This is a genomic window from Cupriavidus sp. 05T42, from assembly GCF_056396345.1.
This window is the reverse complement of the sequence record NZ_JBFTLH010000011.1, coordinates 90,140-111,899: the sequence shown is the minus strand read 5'-3', so window position 1 is coordinate 111,899 and position 21,760 is coordinate 90,140. Positions and strand designations below refer to the sequence as shown.

Genomic DNA, 21,760 nt, shown 5'->3' with positions numbered 1-21,760 from the left:
GCGTCAGTCTACCGTCGCTCCCGAGGCTTTGACGACCACCTTCCACTTGTCATACTCCTTGCGCGTGAACTTGCCGAACTGCTCGGGCGTGCCGCCCACCGGGTCGGCGCCCTCGCGGATCATCTGCGCCTGCAGCGACGGCAGCACCTCGTTCACGGCCTGATTCACCTGCGTGATGACGGTCTTCGGCGTGCCCTTGGGCGCGAAGATGCCGAACCACGAGCCGGCCTCGAAGCCCGGGAAGCCCTTCTCGGCCACTGCCGGCACCTCCGGCAGCGAGCGCGAGCGCTTGGCGCTGGTCACCGCCAGCGCGCGCAGCTTGCCGGCCTGGATGTGCGAGATCACCGACGGAATCGTCGCGAACATGAACTGGATGCGGCCGGACAGCAGGTCGTTCAGGGCATCGGCGCCCTTGTAGGGCACGTGCGTGGCCGGCGCGCCGATGCGCTCCGACAGCATGAAGCCGGACAGGTGCGACGAGGTGCCCACGCCCGTCGAGCCATAGTTCAGCTTGCCCGGATTGGCCTTGATGTAGGCGACGAACTCCTCGAAGGTCTTGGCTGGCACCGAGGGATGCACCACCAGCACGTTCGGCACGTCGGCGATCTGCACCACCGGCACGAGGTCCGCCAGCGGGTCGTAGTTCAGCTTCTTGTAGAGCGTCTGGTTGATCGAGATCGGGCCGACCGAGTCCACCAGCAGCGTGTAGCCGTCCGCCGGGGCGCGCACCACGTACTCGGTGCCGATGTTGCCGCCCGCGCCGGGGCGGTTTTCCACCACGAACGATTGCTTGAAGCGCTGGCCCAGGTGCTGGCTCACGCTGCGGGCCAGCATGTCGGTGGTACCGCCGGCGGTGAAGGCCACCACCACGCGCACGGGCTTGGTCGGGTATTCGTCGGCGGCCTGGGCGGGGGCGGCCAGGGTGACCAGCGCGGCGCCGGCAGCCAGTGCCGCGCTCAGGTAGGGGGTCAACCATCGACCGGGGGCGAATCGAGGCATGTTGGTTCTCCTGTTGATGCGGCAGCCGTCTTCGCGGCCGCCGTCGTGGTGATAAGACGCAAAAATCAATGCTTAGCCGAAGTCGTACAGCCGTGCCGGGTTGTGCACCAGCACGCGCTCGCGGCTGGCGGCGTCCGGCAGCCAGCGCGCCAGCAGGTTGAACAGCACGCCGTCGTCAGGCATCTGGGCGGACTCGAAGTAGTTGATGTGCGGCCAGTCGGAGCCCCACACCACCTGCTCCGGGTTGGCCTGCATCAGCGCCGCGACGAAGGGATCGACCTGTTCGTACGGCGCGCCGGCCGGCTGGAGCCGGTCAGCACCCGAGATCTTGGTCCAGGCCACCCCTTCCGCCAGCAGCGCGCAGAGCGCCTGGAAGCCGGGGTCCGCTACCCCGCGCGAGGTGGCCATGCGGCCCATGTGGTCGATCACCAGCGGCAGGCCCAGCGCCTTGAGGCGCGGGCCTAGCGTGACGAGGTCCGGCGCATGGATCCAGATCTGCGCGTGCCAGCCACGCGCGGCGAGGCGCGGGGCCAGCGCTTCGAGCACCTCGATGCCCACGCCGTTGCGATACACGGCGTGGCCATCCACCTGATACAGGTTGATGCGCACGCCGCGCACGCCGGCGGCGTGCCAGGCGTCCAGCTCGGCGTCCGTGGTGTCCGGCGACGGCACCACGATGCCGCGCAGGCGCGTGGGGTACTGGCGCAGGGCGTCGGTCACCACGCTGTTGTCGGTGCCGCTGGCGCTGGCCGTGACGAGCACGCCGCGCGTGAGCCCGAGTTCGTCCAGATGGGCGATAAAGGCGTCGGCGGGATGCTCGGCCGGCGTGTAGCTGCGGTCCATCGCGAGCGGATAGCGCGCGAACGGGCCGAACACGTGGGCATGGCTGTCACAGGCGCCGGCGGGCGCGCGGAACACCGGTGCGGTGAGGGTCTGGAGCGGGGGCAGGCAGGGGCGGGTCATGGTCGATGGCGTCCGGTCGATACGTTCGGCGTTATTCCGGGGCCTTCAGGCGCCCGGCGGCGGCCAGCGTCTGCGCGCGGGCATCCTCGCGTTGCAGCGAGGCCAGCAGTTCCTGCGGCGACGAGGCCTGCGCCACGCTGCCCACGGTCAGCAGGCGGCTCTTGACGGCGCCTTCGGCCAGCACCTTGCGCAGCGCGCTGTTCAGCGCCTCGATGACCGCTGCCGGCGTGCCGGCCGGGGCCAGCAGGCCCGTAGCCGTGGTCGCCTCGAAGTTGGCCAGCCCGGATTCGCGCAGCGTGGGCACCTTCGGCAGCGCGGCATCGCGCTCGCGCGACATCACGGCCAGCGCACGCAGGGCGCCGGACTGGATATGCGGTGCCGAGCTGGTGAGCTGGTCCACCACCATGTCGATCTGGCCGCCCATGAGGTCGATCAGCGCCGGCGCGGAGCCCTTGTAGGGCACCTCGTTCAACTGGATCCTGGCGGCGTCCTCGAGCTGGAGCGTGGCCATGTGGTTGGTGGTGCCGGGGCCGGCGTGGCCGGTGGTGGTCTTGCCGGGGTTGGCACGCGCGTGGGCCAGCAGCGCGCCGATGTCCTTGAAACGCGTGTCGTTGCCCTTCACCACGATCACCAGCGCCGTGGTGGACACCAGCCCCACCGGGCTGAAGCTGGCCAGCTTGAAGCTGGTGCGCGTCATCTTCGGCAGCACCACGATGGCGTTGGGCGTGGTCACCAGCAGCGTGCTGCCGTCCGGCTCGGCGCGGGAGACCGCCGTCGCGCCGATCACGCCGCCAGCGCCGGGCCGGTTATCGACGATGACGTTGCGGCCGAGGCTCTGCTCCAGCGCCGGGGCGATGGCGCGGGCCACCACGTCCAGGTTGCCGCCCGGGGCGAACGGCACGACCAGCGTGATCGGCTTGTTGGGCAGGCCGCCTTGCGCGCGGGCCGACATGACATAGGGGGCGACGCCGAGCGCAAGCATTTGCGCCAGCAGGGTTCTGCGTTTCATACATCTCACTCCGTTCAGGGCTTTCTTCTGACCTGATTCATCGTTCAAGGCGAGGCCGCCCTGCAATCCCGTTCCATGCGGCCCCTGGGGGACTCCGCCGCCGTCTGATTTACGTCTTAGTCGCGGTAGCTGGGGTCCAGGCGATCGAGCTTGCGCAGCAGCGCCGGCCATTCCATCACGCCGTACGGACGGCGCGTGCCGGGCTGGTAGTTGTTCCAGGTTTCCTGCAGCACGTCTGCCGGCACATCGCGCAGCGGCGTGCTGCACGACATCGCGGCCACCTGCGAGCGGCAGGCCAGCTCCAGGCGGTGCATCCAGTTGAAGGCTTCGCCCACGGTGTTGCCCACGGTCATCGCGCCGTGGTTGCGCAGGATCAGCGCCTCGCCCGTGCCCAGGTCGGCAATCAGCGATTCCTGCTCGGCGGTGTCGAGCACCACGCCCTGGTACTCGTGATAGCCGATCTTCAGGAAGCGCATGGCGGTCTGGGTGATCGGCAGCAGCCCGCAGTCGAGCGAGGAAATGGCCATCGATGCCCAGCTATGGGTGTGGATGACGCACGCCACTTCCGGGCGCGCGTGGTGGACGGCGCTGTGGATCACGTAGCCGGCCTTGTTGATGCCGTAGCCGAGGTCGCCGAAGTCCGGCTTGGCGAGGATCTTGCCGTCGTGGTCCACCTTGATCAGGCTGGACGCGGTGATCTCCTCGTACATCATGCCGTAGGCATTGATCAGGAAGGCGTTCTCCTCGTCCGGCACGCGGACCGAGATATGGTTGGCCATCATGTCTGCCATGCCATACAACTCCACGAGGCGGTAGCAGGCGGCCAGGTCCACGCGGGCCTGCCACTCCGCCTCGCTGCACTGGCCGCGCATCGACGGAATGTTCAGCACACCGGGCTTTGTCATGATGAGTCTCCTTTGGGGATGGTTGGATTCTGTGCGAGCTTGTCAGTCTGCGCCGAGCGCGAGATCGCTAGGCCGACGCTTCTCGATATTCCACTTCAGCAATGCCGCGCTGCGGAAGATGCCGTGGGCGAACTTGCCGTACGGCAGCGTCAGGAACAGCGCCATCACGATGCCCAGGTGCACGGCCAGCAGCGCGGCCATGGCGGACGTGTCGCGCCAGGCCAGCAGCGCCAGGCCGCTGGCGCTGGTCAGGAACAGCAGCGCGATGAAGCCACGGTCCATCGGGCGCTGGCTGGCATCGCCCGTGTTGGGGTCGCGGCGCAGGTTCAGCCACAGCAGGCCGGCCGGGCCGACCAGCAGCCCGATGCCGCCCGCGATGCCCAGCAGCACCGGCAGGCTCGTCACCGGGTACGGCGCGTGGTAGTCCAGCAGGTAGTGGTACAGCGTGGCCACCGTGGTGGCGGCGAAGCACAGCATGAAGCCGTAGAACGTGAAATGGTGGAAGCGGCGGCGCGCCAGCGTGAAGGCATCGTCGGCATTGTTGCAGCCCTGGCCATGACCGCCGTCGAGGTACTTGAGCCGCAGCGCGTCGTGCGCGGCGCCGCCAACAGCCGAACCGCGTGACTCGCCCGGCCGCGTGCCCGGCGAGACCTGCCGCCAGAAGCGCGTGACACCCACGCCCAGCGCGCAGATCGCGAACAGGAACACCACGCCGAACATCGCCGCCAGCAGGTTGTGCGGGAAGATCGCGTAGAAATTGCCGGCCAGCGGTGCATGCAGCAGGCTGCCGCGCATGGCGAGCACCATCAGCAGGAACAGCGCCAGCCCGCCGGACAGCGCCAGCGCCGTGGTCAGGCCGGCGCGGCGGTACAGCCCGCCCAGCGCAGCCGGGAACGCGTAGTCGCCATAGGTCTGCACGCGCACCTTGGCCATCGCCTGGGGGATGTTCACCGCGAACTCGTGCGGCGGCGCGTACTGGCAGGCGTGGTAGCAGGCGCCGCAGTTGTGGCAGAGGTTGGCCAGGTAGTGGATGTCCGCCTTCGGGAATTCCAGCCGGCGCGTCATGGCCGGGAACACGGCGCAGAAGCCCTCGCAATAGCGGCAGGCGTTGCAGATCTGCAGGGTCCGGGCGACTTCGCCCTCGTCGGCGGTCAGCGGCAGCACGCCCTGTGCCAGCGCCGCCGCCTCGCGCGTCAGCGCTTCAAGATGTTGCATGGTCGAATTCCTGTGATGCACGGGCGCGTTGGCCCTTTGCCGGGGCGAGTGCCGCCTTGGCTGCCTGCGTGCCGGCGATGCGGCCGAACGCCGTGCCGATGGCCATCCCCACGCCGGCCGTATAGCCCTTGCCGAGCACGTTGCCGGCCATCATCTCACCGGCCACGAACAGGTTGTCGCTGGGCTGGCCGCCGAAATGCACGGCCGAATCCTCGTTCACCTTCAAACCCAGGTAGGTGAAGGTGATGCCGGGGCGCAGCGCGTAGCCGTAGAACGGCGCGGTATCCAGCGGGCGGGCCCAGTGGGTCTTGGACGGGGTCACGCCCTCGGTGTGGCAGTCGTCGAGCACGGTGTGGTCGAACTTGCCCACGCGGCAGGCGGCGTTGTAGTCGTTGATCGTGCGCATGAAGGTGGCTTCGTCGAGGCCGAGCTTGCGCGCGAGTTCCGGCAGCGTGTCGGCCTTCACGCCCGGGAACACTGGCGGCATGAAGCGGCCCACGGCCTTGGCGTCGATGATCGAGTAGCCGATCTGCTGCGGCTGCTGGGCCACCAGCCGGCCCCAGATCGCATAGCGCTTGGGCCAGAAGTCCTCGCCTTCGTCGTAGAAGCGCTCGGCATTGGCGTTCAGCACCACGCCCAGGGACACGCAGTCGATCCGCGTGCAGATGCCGCCGTCGTAGAGCGGCGCGCGGGCGTCGATGGCCACGCAGTGCGACTGGGACGGATCGCCGATGGCATCCGCGCCCGCCTCGATCATGTATTTCAGCAGCACACCCATGTTGAAGCGCGTACCACGGATCAGGAAGTTGTCCGCCGGCCATTCGCCGCGCTCGTTCTGGCCCCAGGCCTCGCGCAGCCATTCGCGGTTCGACTCGAAGCCGCCGGCGGCCAGCACGCAGGCGCGGGCCTCGATCCGCTCGGCGCCGATGCGCGCCGCCACGAAGCGGCCGCCATCCAGCTCGATGGCATCGACCGGCGCGTTGTAGCGGATCTGCACGCCGAGCTGCTCGGCGCTGCGGTAGTAAGCGTTGACGAGGGCCTTGCCCCCGCCCATGAAGAAGGCATTGGTGCGCGCCACGTGCAGCGCGCCCGAGAGCGGCGGCTGGAAGTGGACGCCATGGCTGCGCATCCAGTCACGGCAGTTCGACGAGGCCCGGATGGCCATCCGGGCCAGCCGCTCGTCGGTCAGCCCGCCGGTGACCTTGAGCAGATCCTGCCAGTACTCCTCCTCGGGGTAGGCATCGATCAGCACGTCTTGCGGCGCGTCATGCATGCAACGCAGGTTACGGGTGTGCTGGGAGTTGCCGCCGCGCCATTCGCGCGGGGCGGATTCGAGCAGCATCACGCTGGCGCCGGCCTCGCGGGCCATCAGCGCAGCGCACAGGGCAGCGTTGCCGCCGCCAATCACAAGGACGTCGATCATGGCCGGGCGCCCTCGCGGGGTGTTTGAGTGGGGTTGGACACGACTTTTTCTATGGCTTCGGGAGTCTGAGCCGGACTGTATCCGCCCGCCGGACCGCTGCTAACCCCTTGACGGGCATGGGGGTATCACGATTTGTGATGGGGGTCCGGGGAAGTTCCGGGCCAGTCCGGGGAAATTTCAGAGCTGTCTCATAGGCAAGGGGCTCGCGGTGGGGGAAAGTTGCGTTGGCGGCACCTTCCAGGTGCCCGCTTCCCCGACTTTTGGAGTCCAAGACCATGAACGAACATCCCACCGACCCGGCCACCCTTCCCGAGCCGCCCAAACCCTTGACGATTGAGGAAATAGACGATGCCATCGGCGACGCCATCGTCGAATCGGTGCTCCGGAAACTCAATGGGCCGTACGAGGACGATCCGGATGACGGGCCGCTGAGCCCCGAGGAAATCGCGGACATTGAGGCGCGGCTGGAAAAGGTGTTGCAGAGATATGCTGCGGAGGAGCGCCAATGATAGGACTCGACACTTGTGTGCTAGTCCGGCACTTCACGCAAGACGATACCCCTCAGGCTCGACACGCCAGCCGCGTGATCGCATCGTTTTCCAGTGGGTGCCGCGGTTTTGTGCCGCTGGCCGCCCTCGTTGAACTCGTCTGGGTGCTCAAGAAGCGATACGCCTTCACCCGCAAGCGCATCACGCGCGTGCTGGTGGCCTTCCTCGAATCCCACTGGATCGTCCTGGAATCGTACGCAACCGTATGCCGTGCCATGGTCCGCTACGGGAAGACAGGCATCGACTTCGGCGATTGCGTCATTCTGGAAAGCTGCCAGAGCATGAGATGCAGATTCATCTACACGTTCGACAGGCGCGCGTCACGCGTGCCTGGCTTCCGCCGCGTTCCAGACTGAGCCGCATGTCACCCCTCGATCAACCGCGCCCCTCTCCACCCCCCGGACTTCACCAGTCCGCGGGCGGTGTCGGCCAGTACCACCCGCAGCGCCAGGGCGGCGGGCGACAGTTCGTCGTCGGACAGGCTGCACAGCAGGTTGCGCCGGCCCACGCTCGGGTCGTCGATCTGGGCGAGGTGGAAGCGCGTGGCGGCGTCCGGGTACCGTCCTACCGCCGCCCAGGGCTGGAGCGTGGCGCCGAAGCCCATGTCCACGGCGGACATCAGCATCGCCAGCGAGTCCACCTCCTGGATCACGCGCGGCGCCACCTTGGCGCGGGCGAACGCGGCGTCCAGCGTGCTGCGCAGGCCGTGCACGCCGGTCGGCATGATCAATGGCACCTCGGCAAGGTCGGCCATGCCAAGCTGGGTGGGCGGCTCCGCCTTGCCCTGGGGCAGCGCCTGCCGGGACTGGATCAGGAACAGCGTCTCCTCCAGCAGCGGCAGCACGGTCCAGCGCCGGGCGGCATGCGTGTCGAACAGCACCGCGAGGTCGAGCTGGCGGGCGTTGAGCATGGCGGTCAGGTGGCCGGACAGGCTTTCGACGATATGCAGGCGCACATCGGGGTAACGCTCCCGCATGGCGCGGATCAGCGGCACGCCGATCACCGACGCCGTGGTCGGCGCCAGCCCCACGCTCACGGTGCCGGAAAGGCGCGCGTGATGGGCCGCGCGCCGCGCCTGCTCGGCATGGCGCAGCGTCAGCTGGGCTTCGTGGAAAAAGGCCAGGCCGGCCTCGGTGGGGGTCACGCCCTGCGGCGTTCGGCGCAACAGCCGGGTGGAAAGCTCGCCTTCGAGCCGGCTGATCTGCTGGCTGACGGCCGACTGCACCATGTCCAGCTCGAGCGCGGCACGGCTCATGCTGCCAAGCTCGACCACCCGGACGAAATACTGAAGCTGGCGCAGTTCCATCGGTCTCCCCCGTTCTCGCGGATCCCTGCCGCGCCGGCGGGATTCGACCTGTTGTTCCGGGGTCTTATACCAGATGTACGGGGGCCGCGCGTGGCGCGGGCACCCCGGGCGCCGTCAGGCTTCGTCGGCGCCGCTGTACCAGTCCACGGTCTGGTCGAGGTAGACCAGACCCTTGGCCGCGAGGGCCGGGCGCATGTTGTACATGTCCACGCCGAGTACGCCGGAGGCGAGTTTGTCGCGCTTGGACAGCTCCAGCGCCTCGCGCTCGGCCGCCTTTTGCGCGATGTCCTGCGCCTGCGGGCGCGCCACCACGACCACGCCGTCGTCGTCCGCCACGATCACGTCGCCCGGCCGCACAGTGGCGCCGGCGCAGACCACCGGCACGTTCACGGCACCCACGGTTTCCTTCACGGCGCCCTGCGCGTGCACGGCGCGGGACCAGACCGGGAAGCCCATCGCGTTGAGGGTGCTGACATCGCGCACGCCGCCGTCGATGATCAGGCCGCGCGCGCCGCGTGCCTTCAGCGACGTGGCCAGCAGGTCGCCGAACAGGCCATCGGTGCAGTCGCTGGTCAGGGCCACCACCAGCACGTCGCCCGGCTGGATCATTTCCACGGCCACGTGGATCATCCAGTTGTCGCCGGGGTGCATCAGCGCGGTCACGGCGCTGCCGGAGATCGCCGTGCCGGACTGGATCGGCCGCAGGTACGGCTTCATCAGGCCGGTGCGGCGCTGCGCCTCATGCACCGTGGCCACGCCCAGCTTGCCGAGCGACTCGATCGCGGCGGGTGCCGCGCGCAGGATATTGCGGTAGGCAATCGTCTTCATGCCAGCACCTCCGAAACTTGGGGAAACACGCGTGCATAGCCTTCGCCGTACTGCACCTTGCGATCGGAATTCCGCGTGGCCTGCGCCCCGCGCTGGAGCGCCACCCGGGTGTAGTACTCCCACAGGTGCTCCTGCGCGGCCATGGTCGTGAACGCGCGCTGCTTCTTCTCCCAGACAGAGGAGATGTCCAGCAGCACGTCCGGCTTCCAGTTGCACTGCTCGGGCTGGTGCGGCTCGAACAGGAACACCGGCGGCGCGCCGATCACCGGCACTTCGGGCTTGTAGCCGTGGGCCTGGGCAATCACACGCGCCTCTTGCGCCACATGCGTGGCGAGCGGGTGGTCGAAGTTGTAGATGTCCTCGCGCGAGTGGCTCAGCACCAGTTTGGGACGGATGTCGCGGTAGATGTCGGCCAGACGCAGCAGCGCCTCGTCGGGCACGCGCATCGGATAGTCGCCGAGGTCGAAGCACTCCAGCGTGCCACCGAGGATCTCGGCGGCGCGCTGCGCCTCTTCATGACGGGCGGCCTTCACGCGGTCCATCGTCATGCCCGGCTGGCGCCACATCTTGGCCGATTCGCCGCGCTCGCCGAACGACAGGCAGACGATGCGCACGTGGTAGCCGCGCTCGGCGTAGAGCGCGATGGCGCCGCCGGCGCGCCAGACGAAGTCAGCCGCGTGGGCGCTGACAACCAGGATGGACGGCTGGGTAGCCGCGGCCGTGGCAGTGGAAGGAGCAGTGTTTTGGGACATACCTAATACCAGTCAGGGTGAGACTCAGTCGGCCGTGATACCGGCCTTGCGGATAACGCCCGCCCAGGTCGTGGTTTCGGTGCGCACGAACTGGCCGAAGGCTTCCGGCGTGCCGGGCAGGATGGTCACGCCCAGTTGGGTGAGCTGCTTGCGCACGTCGGCGTCGGCCAGCGCGGTGTTGGCGGCGGCATTGAGCTGCTTGATGATCGCGGGCGGCGTCTTGGCGGGCGCCACGAGGCCCCACCAGACCGAAGCGGTGAAGTTGGGCAACCCTTCCTCGCGCGAGGTCGGCACGTCCGGCAGCAGGGCCGAACGCTTGGCGCTGGCCACGGCCAGCGGGCGCAGCGTGCCGGCGTGGATATGGGTGATGACCTCGAGCGGGTTGATCGGCATAAAGGTGATCCGTTCGCCGAGCAGGTCGGTGATGGCGGGGGCGCCACCCTTGTACGGCACGTGCAGCACGTCGATGCCGGCGGTGTCCTTGAGCATTTCGCCGGCCAGATGGCCGGAACTGCCGTTGCCGGCGGACGCGTACGCCAGCTTGCCGGGCTGGGCCTTGGCCTGGGCGACGAGGGTCTTCAGCGAGTCGATCTTCGACTTGGCGGGCACCACCACGACCAGCGAGGCCTCGCCCACGCGCGCCACGGGCGCGAAGTCGGTGGCGGGGTTGAAGGACAGCTTGGCGAACAGCGCCGAATTGGTGGCGAGGCTGTTGGACGCCATCATGATCGTGTAGCCGTCAGCCGGCGACTTGGCGACGATGTCCAGGCCGATATTGGTGCTGGCGCCCGGGCGGTTGTCGACGATGATCGGCTGCTTGAGCGCCTGGCTCATCTTCTGGCCGACGGCGCGCGCCACGATGTCCACCGCGCCGCCAGCGGCGTACGGCACGACCAGACGGATGGGCTTGTCCGGATACGCCTCGGCGGCCTGCGGGGCCGAGACGGCCAGGCCAAGGGTGGCGGCCAGCAGCGTGGCGAGCGAGTTGATCAAGAACGGGCGGCGCGCGCCCTGCGAAACACGACGACGAGCGGACCCGCGCATTGTCTTCTCCAGGTTTCTTTTAAGTGCGCCCATTCTGTGCAGCCGTCGTGATACTGTCCAATATGTTTTCAGGTGGCTTGTTATTTCGATTTCGAATCATGGATTTTCGCCAACTCCGATATTTCGTGGCCGTAGCCGAGGCGTTGAGCTTCAGTGAAGCCGCCCGCAAGCTGCATGTGAGCCAGCCGCCACTCAGCATCCAGATCAAGGCTTTGGAGGAGGAATTGGGCAGTGCGCTGCTCGAACGCTCCCGCCATCACGTGGCGCTGACGCCCGCCGGGGCGCTGTTCCTGGACAAGGCCCGCGATGCGCTGGCCACGCTGGATCAGGCGCGCGAGGTGGTGAAGCAGGTGGCATCGGGCGATGCCGGGGAGATTCGGGTGGGATTCACGGCATCCGTGCCGATGCATGACGTCTTTCCGCGCGCCGTGCATCAGTTCCGCGAGGCACACCGCAACGCCACCCTCCAGTTGGTGCATATGTCGACCGGGCAGCAACTGCAGCAGCTTGAGCAGGGCGAGATCGATATCGGCTTCCTGCGGCCGTCGCCACAGTTTCGGCCACCGGCCAGCATCACGGTGCGGGAGGTGCTGGCAGACCGCCTCGTGGCCGTACTGCCGGTCAGCCATGCGCTGGCGCGCGAAGGGAGCGATGACCGGGATGGCGCGGCAGGTATCGACATCGCCGAGCTATCCGCCGAGCGCTTCCTGCTATTCCCGCGCGGGCTGGGCTGCGGGCTGTTCGACCATGTGACCACGCTGTGCAACCGGGCCGGCTACGCGCCCAACGTCGCGCAGGAGGCGCGCGAGGCCACGACCATCATCGGGCTGGTGGCCAGCGGTGCCGGGGTGTCGGTGCTGCCCGAGATCTACGCGCGCACCGGCATTCCCGGGGTGGCCTACCTGCCGCTGGCCGGCCCGGACGCCGGCAGCCGGGTCCTGATGGCCCACCGCGCCGGCGCCCTGTCGCCGATCATGGCGCGGTTTATCGGCTATTTCTGATCGAACGGACGAAGCGATCAGGCCCGTGCCTTCTCGGGCCGCTGCGAGAACGTCCGCTCGAACACCGATTCGGCGATGCGGTTCTTGAGGATCTCGATCGACCCGCCGGCGATCATCCAGCCGCGGCAGCGGCGCTGGCAGTACTCCACCAGCGCTTCCTGGCTGTAGCCCATGCCGCCCATCACCTGGATGGCCTCATTGGCGATGTCGAAGCCAGCCTGGTTGCAGAACGCCTTGGCAATCGCGGTTTCCTCGGCGGACGGGATGCCGCTGTCGGCATTGGCGGCGGCACGGTAGAGCAGCAGCTGGCCGGCGTCGAGCTTCATCTTCATCTCGGCGAACTTCCATTGCAGGCCCTGGAACTCGCACAGCAGGCGTCCGAACTGCTTGCGCTGCATGGCCCACTGGCGCGCTTCCTCGTAGGCATAGCGGCCCAGCGCCAGCGAGCGCGCCGTGTTCCCCATCCGCTCCACGTTGAAGCCGGCAATCTGCTTCTTGAAGCCGCCCTCGCCCAGCAGCACGTCCTCGGGCGCCACGTACACATCGTCGAAATAGATCTGTGCCCACTCCTCGCCCGACATGAACTTCGAGCGCTGGCCGATGCGTACGCCCTGCGCCTTGGTGTCGATCAGCACCGAGCCGATGCCGCCCACGCCCGGGCCGAAGCGCACGTAGGCCAGGATCACGTCCGCATGGGGGCCGTGTGTGGTGAAGACCTTGCTGCCGTTGATGCGGAAGCCCGCGCCGTCCGGCGTGGCGCTCGTCTTCAGCTCGGTCACGGCGGAGCCGGCCTCCGGCTCGGTCATGCCCACCGAAATCAGCGCGCTACCTTCCAGCAGCGGGGCCAGCCACTTGGCCTTCTGCGCCGCCGAGCCGTACTCGGCCAGCACGCGGATCGCGCCGAAGTTGCCGGCCTGGATCACGTCGGCACTGCGCGGGCAGTGCGCCGCCACGGCCTGGATGGCGATGATGGCGTCCATCAGCGTGCCACCCTGCCCGCCGTCGGCCTCGGCAATGGTGATGCCGAGCAGGCCCTGCGCGGCCATCTTCTTCGCCACGTCCCAGGGGTAGGCATCGGTATGGGCGCGCTGGTGGGCGCCGGGGCGCAGTTCCTTCTCGGCGAAGCGGCTGACGGCGTCCTGAAACTCCTGCTGTTCCGGGGTGAGGGTGAAGTTCATGTTGAGTCTCCGAATTTTAGAAATTTGTGATGATTACGACGCATCTGGCGTGGCGCTGAGCCGCAGCACGCAGTCGACACCGACCACGCCCTCGGCGCGCACGAACAAGGGGTTGATCTCGGCTTCGTCGATGCGCACGCCCTGCACCACTGCCAGCCGCGAGAAATCGACGATGGCGCGCGCCAGCGCATCCACATCGCCGCGGGGCAGGCCCCGGAAGCCACGGATCAGGCGTGTGGAACGCACCTCGCCGATCATGTCGCGGGCTTCTTCAAGGCTGACCGGCGCCGGCCGCAGGCTCACGTCCCGGTGCAATTCCGCCGTGATGCCGCCCGCGCTCAGCATGACCATCGGGCCGACCAGCGGGTCGTGCCGATAGCCGAGCATCAGTTCCAGCAGCCGGTGTTCCATGCGCTGGACCAGAATGCCGTCCAGCCGCGCGGCGGGGGCGCCCCGCCCGGCGTTGTCGACCAGCCGCGCCGCCGCGCGGGCCAGTTCCTCGTTGTCCCGCACGCCCACTTCCACGCCGCCGATTTCGGTCTTGTGCAGGATGTCGCGCGAGCAGATCTTGGCAACCACCGGGTACGGCACCGCGTGTTGCAGCGCGTTGGGCTGCACCAGCGCCATCGGGGCGATCGGCACGCCCAGTTCGCCAAACGCGGCGGCGGCTTCGAACTCGGACAGGTCGCCATGCGTCGGCAAGCTAGCGGGCCACGCCACGGGCTCGGGCGGCGTGCCAGCGTCCAGCGGCGTGCGTGCGGCGCGGAACAGGCAGGCCAGGGCGTCCGCGCAGGATTCGGGCGTGCGGAACGCCGGCACGCCGGCTTCCTGCAACAGCGTCAGCGACTGTCCGGCCTCCGGGGCCAGGAAGGCCAGCAGCGGCTTGCCCTGCACCGCGGAGGCCTCGACGATCGGCCGCACCGCGTACGCCGGGTGGAACTGCGCCGACGAACCCGCCACGCACAGCACCGCATCGCACCAGTCACTCTGGAGCATCTGCTCCACGAGGTCGCGGTACTGCGCCGGCGAGGCGGCCAGCGTCAGGTCGAGAATCGGCGTCTGGCGGATCTTCAGGCCGCGCGCGGCCATGTGTTCGATGAACGCCGTGGGCGGCGCCACGGCCTCCACATCGGCCAGGCCGAGCCGGTCCACCACCGTGGCCGCGCCGCCGCCCGTGGTGGTGACCACCGCGATACGCGGATTGCGGTCCAGCGGCGGGATGGCGCTGGCGTAGCGGCGCGCCAGCGGTGCGGCCTCGAACAGCGTCTCCAGCATCTCCACGCGCATCGCGCCGTGCTTGCGCAGGAAGGCATCCACGGCGGCGTCGTTGCCAGCCAGCGCGCCGGTGTGGGACTGCGCCAGCGCCTCGCCCTGCGCGGAGCGGCCCAGCTTATAGACCAGCACCGGCTTGCCGGCGGCGCGGGCGCGGCGCAGGGCCGGGCCGAGCACGGCGGCGTCGCGGATGGTCTCCAGGAACAGCAGGATCACCTCGGTGGCGCTGTCATCGACCATCAGGTCGACCAGTTCGCCCACGCCGATGTCCGCCTCGTTGCCCACCGACACCAGCTTGGCGAAGCCCAGCCCGCGCGCCGCGCCGCGCGACAGCAGCGCGCCCAGCATCGACCCGCTCTGCGAAATCACGCTGATGCCGCCCGCGTGCAGGGTGTCGGTCTCCAGCACGGCGTTCACGGACAGGATGGCGCCGCTGTGCACGTCCACCACGCCGATGCTGTTCGGGCCGAGCAGCCGCACGCCCAGCTCCCGGGCGCGCAGTGCCAGCGCCTGCTGGGCGGCCATGCCGGCCTCGCCAAGTTCGGCAAAGCCATCGGAAAACACCGTCACCACGCTGGCGCCGCGCGCGGCGCATTGCTCCAGCACCTCGGGCACGTGGCGGCCCGGCACCATCACAAAGGCATGGTCGATGGTCTCCGGCAGCGCGGCCACGCTCGGGTAGGCGGGCAGGCCCATCACCTCGGTGCGGCCCGCGTTGATCGGGAAGATGCGGCCCGAATAGCCGTGCTTGCGCATGAAACGCAGCGGCCGGGCGGTGTTCTTGCTCTCGTCGGCCGAGGCGCCCACCAGCGCCACGGCGGCTGGCGTGAACAGCGCCCGGGCCAGCGCGCTGCCGGTCACCGTCGCGTCCGGCGCCACGTGTTCGTCCACTCTCGTCATATCGGTATCTGTCTGTAGGGTTGCGGGTCAGCCGGCGCGCAGCTGGCCGAGGCCGAGCGCCCGCACCGGGCGGTCGCCGAGTTGCCAGAGCGCGTCGAGCAGGCGTGCGGCGGGGCCGGCGCCGATCACGGGCGCGCCGAGTTCCATGAATTTGTCGGTCAGCATGGCGTCGTCGAGCGGCGCCTCGGGGTCGCCCCGGCGGTACGGGGCGAAGTGGGTGTGCCGGCTCCCATCGGCCATCTCGATCTCCACGCGCGCGGCGCGCTGGCGCGGGAAGGCGGCGGTCAGGTCGGCGTCGGCGGTCAGCGTGATGCGGGCCATCAGCGCGCGGATGGCGGGGTCGGCCATGCGCTGGGGCTGGAAGGCATCGAGCCGCACGGCGCCGTGCAAGAGCCCGTGCGCCACCACGTAGGGCAGGCTGAAGCGGGCCTCGAAGGCGGTGGTCGGCTGGAAATTGCCGGTGACGTCGAGCGCCACCTGGTAGGTCGCCACGCGTACGGCGGCGATGCGAGCCGGATCGAGCCCGTGGTCGCGCACGATCTGCATCGCGGCATCGATGGCGGCGAAGGTGTGGCCGCAGCAGCCGTGGTTCTTCTGGGTGATCCGCGTGATATTGAAGTCGGTGCCGAGGCCGGCGGTAACGTCGCGCCAGTCGGGCTTGCCGCACAGCGCGGCGCCAAAACCGGCGTCGCCCTCAAGGATGTCGTGCACGCCGTTCACACCATGCGCGGCGGCCTGGGCTGCCTGCACGCCCACCTGCGCGGCGTGGCCGGCGTGGAGCGCCTTGGTCATGGCATCGGAGCGGAACGCCTGCTGGAGGCCGGAGGCGAACGTCGTGGCGGTGGCCATGGCGTCGGCGGCCACGCGTGCATCGCCCGGCGCCGCCAGCAGCGCGCCGGCCGCCGCCGCGCCCAGGCAACCCACCGTGCCGGTGGTGTGGAAGTAGCGATAGTGCGCCGGCTGGATCGCGGCGCCGATGCGCGTGGAGACCTCGTAGCCGGCGATCACGGCGCGCAGGAAATCGGTGCCGCTGGCGTCGGCCTGCTCGGCCAGGGCCAGCGCCGCCGCGATGGTCGGGCAGCCCGGGTGATAGACGGCATCGCGGAAAATGTCGTCGAATTCGGCCGCGTGGGACGCGCTGCCATTGATCCACGCCGCCAGCGCCGGAAACGCCGTGGTGGCGTGGCCGACCACCGTGGACGCGCCCACGCCCAGTTCCGCGCTGTGGGCCCGCACCAGCGGCTGCCCCGGCGCCATCGGCACGCCGGCCAGCAGCGCGGCAAACCAGTCGATGACCGCCCGGCGTGCGTGATGCAGCACCGGAGCGGGCAGCTCCGCCGTGGCGGCACGGCCCACGTAGGCAGCGAATTCGTCTATCAGCATGTGTTGTCTCCTTGTTCCGGGGCGCCTTTCTCCCCTCTCCCTCTGGGAGAGGGGTCGGGGGAGAGGGACGGCGTATCGTCGATGCGATACCGCGCATTCCGCTCCTGCCCTCTCCCCCGGCCCCTCTCCCGCAAGCGGGAGAGGGGAGAAAAGCGGGGCGCCTCAATGCCTCACATGGTAGGGACGCCGCCGGCGCGAGCTTTGACATTTGGAGAACGCTCCCGCGCCGCGCCGTGTATTCCGGGGTATGCGGGGCCGGTGCATACTCCGCAGGCGCGCCGTGCGCCGATGCCGTGCGATTCCGGGAAAACCCGCATCGCCAGATCCGCCGCCCGGCCGCGCGCCCCGGAACCCTTTCCGTCTGGAGAACGCCCGCGCCCATGGACATGGATATCCCCTCGCTCGCCATCCTGATCGCCGCCGTCGAGGAAAAAAGCCTCTCGCGCGCCGCGGAGCGCGAGAACCTCGTCACTTCCGCCGCCAGCAAGCGCATTGCCGAACTGGAGCGCCGCGCCGGCACCGCCCTGCTGCGCCGCCATGGCCGGGGCGTGGAGCCCACGCCGGCCGGCGCCATGCTCTACCAGCGCGCCAAGGCCATCGTGCGAAGCGTGCAGCTCGCGCAGGATGCGCTGGCGGCCTACTCCACCGACGGCATCGCCAAGATCCGCCTGGCCTCCAACCGTTCCACAGTGCTCCAGTTCCTGCCGACCGACATCAGCGGCTATCTCAAGCACGACCCGGAGGCGCGCATCGACCTGGTGGAGTCCTTCAGCATGGATATTCCGCGCATGGTCTCCAACGGCGACGTGGACATCGGCATCTATCACGCGCGCAGCCCCAGCCCCGGCGTGTACTCGCTGCCGTACCGCAAGGACCGTGTGGGGCTGGTGGTGCCGCGCGGGCATCCGCTGGAGGCCAAGGGCGCGCTGCTGCTGGAAGAGGCGCTCGACTACGACTTTCTCGGCTACTTCCCCCGGCATACCTTCGATGCCTTCCTGACGCTGGTGTCCGGCACCATCTCCCGGCCGCTGACCGTGAAGACGCAGGTGTCGAACTTCGAGGCGCGCTGCCGCATGGTGCGCGAGGGGCTCGGGATCGCCGTGGTGCCCGAGGGCATCGCCCGAAACTATCTGGCGATGATGGGCCTGTCCCTGCTGACGCTGAACGATGCCTGGGCGGTGCGGGATTTCTACGTGTGCGTGCGCGACAAGGACTGCCTGCCGGCGGGCGTGGGACGGCTGCTGGAATACCTGAGCCGGTGCGCGGCGATGGAGCAGCACTTCCAGAAACCGAGGTAGGGGGCATTCCCCCGGGGCGGCCCGATCAGGGTTTTCCGCCATGCGCGCAAAGAACGCTGCGTTGCTCTTTTTTCAAAGCTGGCGGCTGGCGGCTTCCTAACATGGCTGACATAACGACACGATTCGGAGACAGCCATGAACAAGATCCTGCGGCGCACGGCCGCCGGCCTGCTGCTGTGCTGCGCCGCCACGGCGGGCGCCCAGCAACCCTACCCGTCCAAGCCGGTGCGCATGGTGGTGGCCTTCACCGCCGGCGGCACCACTGACATCCTGGCGCGCGAAGTCGCCCAGCAGCTTGGCCAGACGCTCGGCCAGAGCGTGGTGGTGGAGAACCGGCCCGGCGCCGGCGGCAATATCGGCACGGACTACGTCGGCCGCAGCGACCCGGACGGCTACACGCTGCTGGCCACCTCGGTCGGCCCGGTGGCGATCAATCCCACGCTGTACAGCAAGCTCAAGGTCAATCCGCAGACCGACCTCGCCGCCGTGGCGCCCATCGCGGACGTGCCGAATGTGCTCGTGGTCAGCCCCACGCTGCCGGTGAAGACCGTGCAGGAGCTGGTGGCCTACGCCAAGGCCCACCCCAACACCCTGAATTTCAGTTCGACGGGGGTGGGTACGGCGGCGCACCTCTCTGGCGTGCTGTTCAACGAACGCACTGGCGTGAAGACCACTCACGTGCCTTACAAAGGCGCCGATGCCCTGAACGACCTGCTGGCCGGCCGCGTGCAGTTCATGTTCGCGACGATTCCGTCGGTGATCTCGCACATCCGCGGCGGCGCGCTGCGTCCGCTGGCGGTGACCTCGCGCAAGCGCTCCGCCGCCCTGCCGGAGATCCCGACCATGGCCGAAGCCGGCGTGCCGAACCTGGTCACCGGTGCGTGGTTCGGGCTGTTCGCCCCCAAGGGCACCCCGAAGGCCATCGTCGCCACGCTCAACAAGGCGGTCAACGATGCACTGAACAAGCCGGAAGTGCGCACGAAGATGTCCCAGCAAGGCGCCGAGGCCATGCAACTGGCCCCGGAAGCCTTCGGCAAATTCGTGCTGGCGGAATACGAACAGTGGAAGCCCGTGGTGATCCAGTCGGGGGCGCGGATCGATTGATTGGCGGGGCTACCCCCCCACCCCAACCAACCCATCCGCCCGGAACATCGACTTGATGCCCCTCACCGCCTGGCGGATGCGGGATTCATTCTCGATCAGGGCGAAGCGCACGTATTCGTCGCCGTAGTCGCCGAAGCCGATGCCCGGCGATACCGATACCCTGGCCTTTGCCAGCAGTTGCTTGGCGAACTCGAGGGAGCCCAGCGCGCGGTAGGGTTCGGGGATGCGGGCCCAGATGTACATCGACGCCTTGGGGATCTCCACCGGCCAGCCGGCTTCGATCAGGCCCTTGGCCAGCACGTCGCGGCGGGACTGGTATTGGGCGGCGATGTCCTTCACGCATTGCTGGTCGCCCTCCAGCGCGGCAATTGCCGCCACCTGGAGCGGCGTGAAGGTGCCGTAGTCGTGGTAACTCTTGATGCGCGTCAAGGCGGCCACGAGGTCCGGGTTGCCGACCATGAAGCCAATACGCCATCCCGCCATGTTGTAGCTCTTGGACAGCGTGAAGAACTCCACCGCGATGTCCTTCGCCCCCGGCACCTGCATGATCGACGGGGCCTTCCAGCCGTCGAACACGATGTCGGCGTAGGCCAGGTCGTGGACCACGAAGATGTCGTGCTTGCGCGCCAGCGCGATCACCCGCTCGAAGAAGTCCAGCTCCACGCAGGCCGCCGTCGGGTTCGACGGGAAGCCCAGCACGATCATCTTGGGCTTGGGATAACTGCCCCGGATGGCGCGTTCCAGTTCGGCGAAGAAGTCGATGCCCGGCGACAGCGGCACCGAGCGGATGTCGGCGCCGGCGATCACCGCGCCGTAGATGTGGATCGGGTAGCTCGGGTCCGGCACCAGCACGGTGTCGCCCCGGTCCAGCGTGGCCAGCATCAGGTGGGCGAGGCCCTCCTTCGAGCCGATGGTGACGATCGCCTCCTTGTCCGGATCGATCTCCACGTCGTAGCGCTCGCGGTACCAGTGCGAGATGGCGCGGCGCAGCCGGGGGATGCCCTTCGAGGCCGAATAGCCATGCGTGTCCGGCCGCTGCGCGGCATCCACGAGCTTGGCCACGATATGAGGCGGCGTGGCGCCATCGGGGTTGCCCATGCTCATGTCGACGATGTCCTCGCCACGGCGGCGGGCGGCCATCTTGAGCTCGGCGGTGATGTTGAAGACGTACGGGGGAAGGCGATCGATGCGCGCAAAGCGGCGCTTGCCGGAATCGGCAGTCATGGCGGGAGTCCTTTACGTAAGCGCCCGGAACCGTCCGAGCGACGTCGGCGGCCGTTGTCTCGGCCACCGGGAATCGATCTTATCCAGCCTTGCCCGTTTGCACAACGGGCTTTTTTACTACAGCAGCCCGCCGGGCACCTTGGTGGGACGGTCCGCCGGGAGATGGCGGACGATGCAGTCGAGCGCGGCGGCGTTGGCCTTGTCGCCACCCATGGCGCCGGCGATGGAACTCCGGTACTGCGGCACGCTGATGCGCTGGTAGTAGAGCCGCGAGGTCTGGTCGAGCCAGAACACGTAGTCGCTGTCGCTGTCGTCGCCGCCGCTGCGCAGCCACTCGCCCAGCGGGTGCGAGCCCAGGCGGGTGTTGGCGCATGCCTTCTGCACCGTATCGAGATAGGTGTTGAAGCCCTTGGCTTCGACATTGCGCACGGCGTCTGGGGCGCAGGCGGCAACGGTCATCGACACCACAGCAGCAATCGACAGCAAGGTTGGACGCATCAGCGGCATGGCACATCCCGGGCGGTTGGCATGCCGCCAGTGTAGGCGAGGCCCGCCGCCCGGCCAAACCCGACCCGCTTAATCGTCGAGGGTCTCGTGCACCGCCGCGTTGCCGCGCTTCCAGTAGGCCGATGCGCGGATGCGGGCCTTGTCCACGCCGCGCTCGCCCACCAGGTGCTGGCGCACGGCGCGCATCGCGGCGCCCTCGCCGGCCGCCCAGACATAGCCCTCGCCATCCGGCAGGTCCACCGATTGCAGCGCCGGCGCCAGCAGACTACCTTCGGGCTGGTCTTCCCGATGCAGCCAGTGCACCTGCCCACGCGGCCCCACGGCCAGCGGGATCTGCGCGGTGGCGCTGGGCACCTCGGCCACCACGATCACCTGGGCATCGGGCCCCAGTTCCTCCACGCGGCGGGCGATGGCCGGCAGCGCCGTGTCATCGCCGATCAGCAGGTGCCAGTCGAATTCAGTCGGAATCACGAACGAGCCGCGCGGGCCGCCCACGCCCAGATACTGCCCCGGCCGGGCCTGCGCCGCCCATGTGGAAGCGGGGCCATCGCCATGGAGCACGAATTCGATGTCCAGCTCGCGCGCCACGGGGTCGTAGCGGCGCGGCGTATAGTCGCGCGCCTGCGGGCGCGGCTGGCCTTCGGGGAACACGATGCCGTCCGGGCCCACCACCGGCAGCACCGGGCGCTCGGCGCCGGGCGCGGGGAAGAACACCTTGATATGGTCGTCGAAGGAGCTGGAGGTGAAATCGGCCAGATCGTCGCCACCGAGCGTCACGCGCAGCAGTTGCGGGGACAGCAGTTGGGTGCGCAGCACCTGGAGCAGGCGCATCTTGAGCGGATGGCGCACGCGCTGGACCGTCAGGTCACGGGAAATCGTCATGGAATACCTTGTATTAGGG

General features: G+C 68.7%; 21 protein-coding genes. 5 read left to right on the top strand and 16 right to left on the bottom strand.

Annotation, left to right across the window (positions count from 1 at the left end; translation table 11 throughout):
- Positions 1–3: 3 nt before the first annotated feature.
- The 6 genes from AC1EJR_RS16675 to tcuA all read right to left on the bottom strand — a co-directional run bounded on the left by AC1EJR_RS16675 (position 4) and on the right by tcuA (position 6,514).
- Positions 4–999 (bottom strand): Bug family tripartite tricarboxylate transporter substrate binding protein, encoded by a 996-nt coding sequence (locus AC1EJR_RS16675; RefSeq protein ID WP_092297257.1) that lies wholly within the window; start codon positions 997–999, stop codon positions 4–6.
- Positions 1,000–1,071: 72 nt separating this feature from the next.
- Entirely contained in the window at positions 1,072–1,962 is an 891-nt protein-coding gene (locus AC1EJR_RS16670) for an amidohydrolase family protein (RefSeq protein ID WP_092297254.1), read from the bottom strand.
- A 31-nt stretch (positions 1,963–1,993) separates the two neighbouring features.
- Positions 1,994–2,971, bottom strand: coding sequence for a Bug family tripartite tricarboxylate transporter substrate binding protein (locus tag AC1EJR_RS16665; RefSeq protein ID WP_477105661.1), 978 nt, complete (start codon positions 2,969–2,971; stop codon positions 1,994–1,996).
- A 116-nt stretch (positions 2,972–3,087) separates the two neighbouring features.
- A complete protein-coding gene (locus tag AC1EJR_RS16660; protein ID WP_092297248.1) occupies positions 3,088–3,876 on the bottom strand; it encodes a class II aldolase/adducin family protein in 789 nt (262 codons plus the stop codon).
- 42 nt (positions 3,877–3,918) lie between these two features.
- Positions 3,919–5,091, bottom strand: coding sequence for a tricarballylate utilization 4Fe-4S protein TcuB (gene tcuB / locus AC1EJR_RS16655; protein ID WP_477105660.1), 1,173 nt, complete (start codon positions 5,089–5,091; stop codon positions 3,919–3,921).
- On the bottom strand, positions 5,078–6,514 hold the full coding sequence (gene tcuA, locus AC1EJR_RS16650; RefSeq protein WP_092297242.1) for an FAD-dependent tricarballylate dehydrogenase TcuA: 1,437 nt from the start codon (positions 6,512–6,514) through the stop codon (positions 5,078–5,080). Before tcuA ends, tcuB begins: the two co-directional genes overlap by 14 nt.
- Before the next feature lie 275 nt (positions 6,515–6,789).
- On the opposite strand from tcuA, the gene AC1EJR_RS16645 reads away from it, so the two are divergent.
- Together AC1EJR_RS16645 and AC1EJR_RS16640 are read left to right on the top strand one after the other, a co-directional pair.
- Positions 6,790–7,023 carry a hypothetical protein gene (locus tag AC1EJR_RS16645; protein ID WP_092297239.1) on the top strand — a complete coding sequence of 78 codons (234 nt, stop codon included), beginning with the start codon at positions 6,790–6,792 and terminating at the stop codon, positions 7,021–7,023.
- Positions 7,020–7,418: a PIN domain-containing protein gene (locus tag AC1EJR_RS16640; protein WP_144196992.1), complete on the top strand. Its 399-nt coding sequence runs from the start codon at positions 7,020–7,022 to the stop codon at positions 7,416–7,418. The genes AC1EJR_RS16645 and AC1EJR_RS16640 overlap by 4 nt, the downstream gene beginning before the upstream one ends.
- 8 nt (positions 7,419–7,426) lie before the next feature.
- On the opposite strand, the gene AC1EJR_RS16635 is transcribed toward AC1EJR_RS16640, so the two are convergent.
- From AC1EJR_RS16635 to AC1EJR_RS16620, 4 genes are all read right to left on the bottom strand, one after another.
- Positions 7,427–8,368, bottom strand: coding sequence for a LysR family transcriptional regulator (locus tag AC1EJR_RS16635; RefSeq protein WP_092297234.1), 942 nt, complete (start codon positions 8,366–8,368; stop codon positions 7,427–7,429).
- A gap of 114 nt (positions 8,369–8,482) precedes the next feature.
- Positions 8,483–9,196, bottom strand: a complete 714-nt coding sequence (locus AC1EJR_RS16630; protein ID WP_092297231.1) for a 4-carboxy-4-hydroxy-2-oxoadipate aldolase/oxaloacetate decarboxylase — start codon at positions 9,194–9,196, stop codon at positions 8,483–8,485.
- Positions 9,193–9,948 (bottom strand): PIG-L deacetylase family protein, encoded by a 756-nt coding sequence (locus AC1EJR_RS16625; RefSeq protein WP_477113411.1) that lies wholly within the window; start codon positions 9,946–9,948, stop codon positions 9,193–9,195. Before AC1EJR_RS16625 ends, AC1EJR_RS16630 begins: the two co-directional genes overlap by 4 nt.
- 24 nt (positions 9,949–9,972) lie before the next feature.
- Positions 9,973–10,992: a Bug family tripartite tricarboxylate transporter substrate binding protein gene (locus AC1EJR_RS16620; protein ID WP_092297225.1), complete on the bottom strand. Its 1,020-nt coding sequence runs from the start codon at positions 10,990–10,992 to the stop codon at positions 9,973–9,975.
- Positions 10,993–11,090: 98 nt separating this feature from the next.
- Here AC1EJR_RS16620 and AC1EJR_RS16615 point away from each other — a divergent pair, with 98 nt between their 5' ends.
- The gene (locus AC1EJR_RS16615) at positions 11,091–11,993 is read left to right on the top strand and encodes a LysR family transcriptional regulator (protein WP_441592903.1); all 903 of its coding nucleotides are present in this window, start codon (positions 11,091–11,093) and stop codon (positions 11,991–11,993) included.
- A 17-nt stretch (positions 11,994–12,010) separates the two neighbouring features.
- Here AC1EJR_RS16615 and AC1EJR_RS16610 read toward each other — a convergent pair whose 3' ends face one another.
- Genes AC1EJR_RS16610 through AC1EJR_RS16600 form a run of 3 tightly spaced genes read right to left on the bottom strand, consistent with a single transcriptional unit; the run spans position 12,011 to position 16,726 of the window.
- A complete protein-coding gene (locus AC1EJR_RS16610) occupies positions 12,011–13,171 on the bottom strand; it encodes an acyl-CoA dehydrogenase family protein (protein WP_441592902.1) in 1,161 nt (386 codons plus the stop codon).
- Between the two features lie 33 nt (positions 13,172–13,204).
- Positions 13,205–15,343 (bottom strand): acetate--CoA ligase family protein, encoded by a 2,139-nt coding sequence (locus tag AC1EJR_RS16605; RefSeq protein WP_092297217.1) that lies wholly within the window; start codon positions 15,341–15,343, stop codon positions 13,205–13,207.
- Between the two features lie 27 nt (positions 15,344–15,370).
- Positions 15,371–16,726, bottom strand: a complete 1,356-nt coding sequence (locus tag AC1EJR_RS16600) for an MmgE/PrpD family protein (RefSeq protein WP_477110427.1) — start codon at positions 16,724–16,726, stop codon at positions 15,371–15,373.
- A gap of 386 nt (positions 16,727–17,112) precedes the next feature.
- Here AC1EJR_RS16600 and AC1EJR_RS16595 point away from each other — a divergent pair, with 386 nt between their 5' ends.
- Positions 17,113–18,024, top strand: coding sequence for a LysR family transcriptional regulator (locus AC1EJR_RS16595; RefSeq protein WP_092297444.1), 912 nt, complete (start codon positions 17,113–17,115; stop codon positions 18,022–18,024).
- A 135-nt stretch (positions 18,025–18,159) separates the two neighbouring features.
- A complete protein-coding gene (locus AC1EJR_RS16590) occupies positions 18,160–19,128 on the top strand; it encodes a Bug family tripartite tricarboxylate transporter substrate binding protein (RefSeq protein WP_441592900.1) in 969 nt (322 codons plus the stop codon).
- Between the two features lie 9 nt (positions 19,129–19,137).
- Here AC1EJR_RS16590 and alaC read toward each other — a convergent pair whose 3' ends face one another.
- The 3 genes from alaC to AC1EJR_RS16575 all read right to left on the bottom strand — a co-directional run bounded on the left by alaC (position 19,138) and on the right by AC1EJR_RS16575 (position 21,741).
- Positions 19,138–20,352, bottom strand: a complete 1,215-nt coding sequence (alaC, locus tag AC1EJR_RS16585; RefSeq protein WP_477113410.1) for an alanine transaminase — start codon at positions 20,350–20,352, stop codon at positions 19,138–19,140.
- A 117-nt stretch (positions 20,353–20,469) separates the two neighbouring features.
- Entirely contained in the window at positions 20,470–20,859 is a 390-nt protein-coding gene (locus AC1EJR_RS16580) for a hypothetical protein (RefSeq protein ID WP_441644264.1), read from the bottom strand.
- 69 nt (positions 20,860–20,928) lie between these two features.
- Positions 20,929–21,741: a siderophore-interacting protein gene (locus AC1EJR_RS16575; RefSeq protein ID WP_477113409.1), complete on the bottom strand. Its 813-nt coding sequence runs from the start codon at positions 21,739–21,741 to the stop codon at positions 20,929–20,931.
- Positions 21,742–21,760: the final 19 nt, after the last annotated feature.